This is a genomic window from Bradyrhizobium sp. (assembly GCF_028868675.1).
GTDB lineage: Bacteria > Pseudomonadota > Alphaproteobacteria > Rhizobiales > Xanthobacteraceae > Bradyrhizobium.
The window spans coordinates 1-3,341 of record NZ_JAGWUA010000323.1; the positions used below are offsets into that span (position 1 = coordinate 1).

At 69.0% G+C, this 3,341-nt stretch carries 5 protein-coding genes; 3 read left to right on the top strand and 2 right to left on the bottom strand.

Going from position 1 to position 3,341, the window contains the following annotated elements; genetic code table 11:
* Nucleotides 1-291: hypothetical protein (locus KGM94_RS24450; RefSeq protein WP_300265068.1), on the bottom strand; the 291-nt coding region annotated here is incomplete at its 3' end.
* Here KGM94_RS24450 and KGM94_RS24455 point away from each other — a divergent pair.
* The 3 genes from KGM94_RS24455 to KGM94_RS24465 all read left to right on the top strand — a co-directional run bounded on the left by KGM94_RS24455 (nucleotide 290) and on the right by KGM94_RS24465 (nucleotide 2,029).
* A complete protein-coding gene (locus KGM94_RS24455; protein WP_300265071.1) occupies nucleotides 290-481 on the top strand; it encodes a hypothetical protein in 192 nt (63 codons plus the stop codon). The genes KGM94_RS24450 and KGM94_RS24455 overlap by 2 nt on opposite strands.
* Nucleotides 478-1,299, top strand: a complete 822-nt coding sequence (locus KGM94_RS24460) for a helix-turn-helix transcriptional regulator (protein ID WP_300265074.1) — start codon at nucleotides 478-480, stop codon at nucleotides 1,297-1,299. The genes KGM94_RS24455 and KGM94_RS24460 overlap by 4 nt, the downstream gene beginning before the upstream one ends.
* Before the next feature lie 64 nt (nucleotides 1,300-1,363).
* Entirely contained in the window at nucleotides 1,364-2,029 is a 666-nt protein-coding gene (locus tag KGM94_RS24465; RefSeq protein ID WP_300265077.1) for a DsbA family oxidoreductase, read from the top strand.
* A gap of 6 nt (nucleotides 2,030-2,035) precedes the next feature.
* Here the strand turns inward: KGM94_RS24465 and KGM94_RS24470 are convergent, their stop codons facing one another.
* A complete protein-coding gene (locus KGM94_RS24470; RefSeq protein ID WP_300265080.1) occupies nucleotides 2,036-3,208 on the bottom strand; it encodes a GNAT family N-acetyltransferase in 1,173 nt (390 codons plus the stop codon).
* Nucleotides 3,209-3,341 lie beyond the last annotated feature (133 nt).

The following is a 3,341-nucleotide window of genomic DNA, read 5'->3' on the forward strand; positions in this document are numbered from 1 at the left end:
CGGTGACACCGCGCCGGAGAACAAGAGGGCAATGCTCGCAACCGTCCAGGCGGCGTTGCCGGCGACGACCATGATGACGAGCGCCTTCGCCACGGCGCTCCGCGACGACAGCCAGCCGACCAGCGCGGTATAGGCGATCAGGAACAGGCCGCTCTCGCGCAGCAGCGCCTCGGGGAGGTTGAAGAGCGAGGCGAACGCGCCGGCGCCGAAGGTAAAGCCGAGCGCCGCGACGCCGCTGAAGATCGCGTCGGCGAGCAGGGTGCGGCGCAGGAAGCGGGATGCGTGGATCATGATCGTTCTCCTTGGTTTGGAGATTCAGGGAAGATCAGCGCAGCCCGCGCCAGAAGGCGCGAAGCAGGCGGGCGAGGCGGAACGGGCAGAGGCTCCTGTGCTCGCGAAGATGCGCCGCTCGCCGGCCGAATTCGATTACCTCGGGAGTAATGGAAGGGGCGAAATCCGCGTGTTAGGTTTTCGGCCATGAACGCCCATGCATCCGCTGCGCGAGCCGAACGAGCCCAGTCGGTCCACGTCGGCGACCATTTGCGCGAATGGCGGCAGCGCCGCCGCATGAGCCAGCTCGATCTCGCCGGCGAGGCCGAGATCTCGGCGCGGCATCTGAGCTTTATCGAGACCGGCCGCGCCACGCCGTCGCGTGACATGGTCTTGAGGCTGGCGGAGCGGCTGGAGGTGCCCTTGCGCGAACGCAACGTGCTTCTCGTCGCGGCCGGCTACGCGCCGGCTTTTCCGCAGCGCCCGCTCGAGGATCCCGCGCTGGCGTCGGCGCGCCAGGCGATCGATCTCGTCCTCGGGGCGCATGAGCCCAATCCGGCGCTGGCCTATGACCGGCGCTGGAATCTGGTCGCCGCCAACCGCATGGTGGCGCCGCTCCTCGCGGGAGTTCCGCAGCACCTGCTCGGCCAGCCTCTCAACGTGCTCAGGCTCGCCTTCCACCCGGAGGCGCTGGCGCCGCGCACCGTCAATCTCGGCGAATGGTCCGGGCACCTGCTGGAGCGCCTGCACCGGCAATGCGAGGCGACCGCCGACGCCGAATTGATCAGGCTCTATCACGAGCTCAAGAGCTATCCGGTCCCGGCGCGCCCGGCGCCGCTGTTGGGCGACAACGTCGCGATCCCCTTCAAGCTGCGCCACGAGGGCGAGGTCCTGAGCTTCTTCTCCACCACCATGGTGTTCGGAACGCCGGTCGACATCACGCTGTCGGAGCTGACGCTGGAGACGTTCTTTCCCGCCGACGAGCGCACGGCCGAACGGCTGAAGCAGATCGCGGCCGGCCTCGCATAGCGCTCTTGTCTCGGGCCGCGTTCGGCTTATCTTCGGGCGAACCAAAGGCCCGCAGGAGGCGCCCATGAGCACGCTGAAACCGCTGCAGATCGACGTCGTCTCCGACGTGGTGTGCCCCTGGTGCTATATCGGCAAGCACCGCATCGAGAGCGCGCTCGCGCTGGTGCCGGATGTTCCGGTCAAGGTGACCTTCCGTCCGTTCTTCCTCAATCCCTGGGTGCCGCGCGAGGGCATCAGCCGCGAGGACTATCTGACCGCCAAGTTCGGCTCGGTCGAGGCCTACAAGGGCATCGCGGGCCGCGTCGTCGCTGCCGCGAGCGAGGAGGGGCTGACCTATCGGCCCGATCTCGTCAGGCGCCAGCCCAACACCATCGACTGCCACCGCCTGATCCTCTGGGCGGAGACAATCGGCAAGGCGCCCGAGATGAAGCAGCGGCTGATGGAGCTCTATTTCCGCGACGGCGGCGATCTCACCGACGTCGACGTGCTGGTGCAGGCGGCGGCCGATGTCGGCCTCGATGCGGATGACGTCCGCCGGCGGCTCGCCACCGACGAGGACGTCGCGCGAATCTCGGCGCAGGCGCAGGAGGCCTCCGACAAGGGCATCTCCGGCGTGCCGACCTATGTGTTTGCGCAGAAATACGCCGTCTCCGGCGCGCAGGACCCGAACCTGCTCGCCCGCGCCATCCGCGAGGTCTCGGCGGAGATCAACGCCGAGGCGGCGGAGTAGCCCGTCTCATCCGCGGAGCATGCGAACCGCGCGTCGCGCGGCGTCTCGTGCAAGACCGCGCGCGACCAGCGCCGCGTGGATCAGCGTCACGGCAGGGTCGTTGCGCCTGAGGGGAACGAGCACGTCGCCCATCGCAAAGCGGCCGCGCCAGATCGGGTTGATCATGGGGTGGTCGGGGCCTGCGGTGGAATCCGCGCTCGCGATGGTCGGATCGGCGCAGAGGTGCCGGGTCAGCTCACACGTGAGCTGCACGCCCGGCGAATATCTCGCAAAGCGCTCGTCGATGCCGAGCTTGAAGAAGAAGGCGCGGTCCTGACTGCGCAGCACGATGCCGGCGGCCACCGGCGTCGCGCCGGTTTGCACGGTGATGATCTCGCATTGCCCGGCCTCGGCCAGCGCTGGTGCGGCACGGCGGATGAAGGCCGCGTCGCCCGCGTGCTGGGCGAGCGCGGTGCCGCGTTTGCCCTTCCAGCCGCTGGCTTCCAGCTGCAGGAAGGTTTCCAGCGCGGCGCGAACCTCGCCGGGCGTGCGCGCGACGACAAACGACACGGTGCCGTGCTCTTCAAGACGGTGGCGCAGTCGGCGCAATTCCTTCAGCTTCCTGCCGCCGAGTGCATCGCGCAGCAGCGCGTCGGCGTCCTGCGACGCATCGAGGCAAGCGCGCAGATGCGACCTCAGCATGCGCGGCGCGAGGCCGGCGCGCCGCAGGGCGTCCCGCAGCGTGCGCATCGCGGCGCCGTCAAGCGCGACATCGCGCAGGATCAGCGCATGGGCGCCGGCCTGTCGCGCCTGCTCCAGCAGACGCGCGGCTGCGTCCGTCGCCATCGCGCGATCGAGCAGCGGGCTGCACAGCGTGCCATAGGGATGTGCGCTCACCAGCGCGGGCAAAGGGAGCTTCCAGGCTCGCCACGACGACACCACCGGCATCAGGCCGGTCAGCCGCGCGGATGACGGATCGGACGCGTGCAGCGCCAGCGCGTTGGTGCGCCCGCGGGCGGACGCGCTGACGGCGAGCTCCCAGGCAGGCAGATAGTACGCGTTCGGCTCGATGGCGCGGTCGCCGAGTGACTGCCACTGTCCGGGATCGATGGATTCGACGGCAACGAGCGAGGTGCGCGCCGGCGTGGCATCCCTGGCCGATGCGGCGTTGATCGCAGTCCGATGCGCGATGTCGACCACGTCCCGATATTCCCCGTTCACGCGGCCGGGCCGGGCTCGCCCCGCGTCACGCGGCCATCCTTAGCGCAAACGTTGGAAATTGCCGTTGGCGCGCGACGTCAATTCGAGCGGTAATGTTAACCGGCCGTTTACC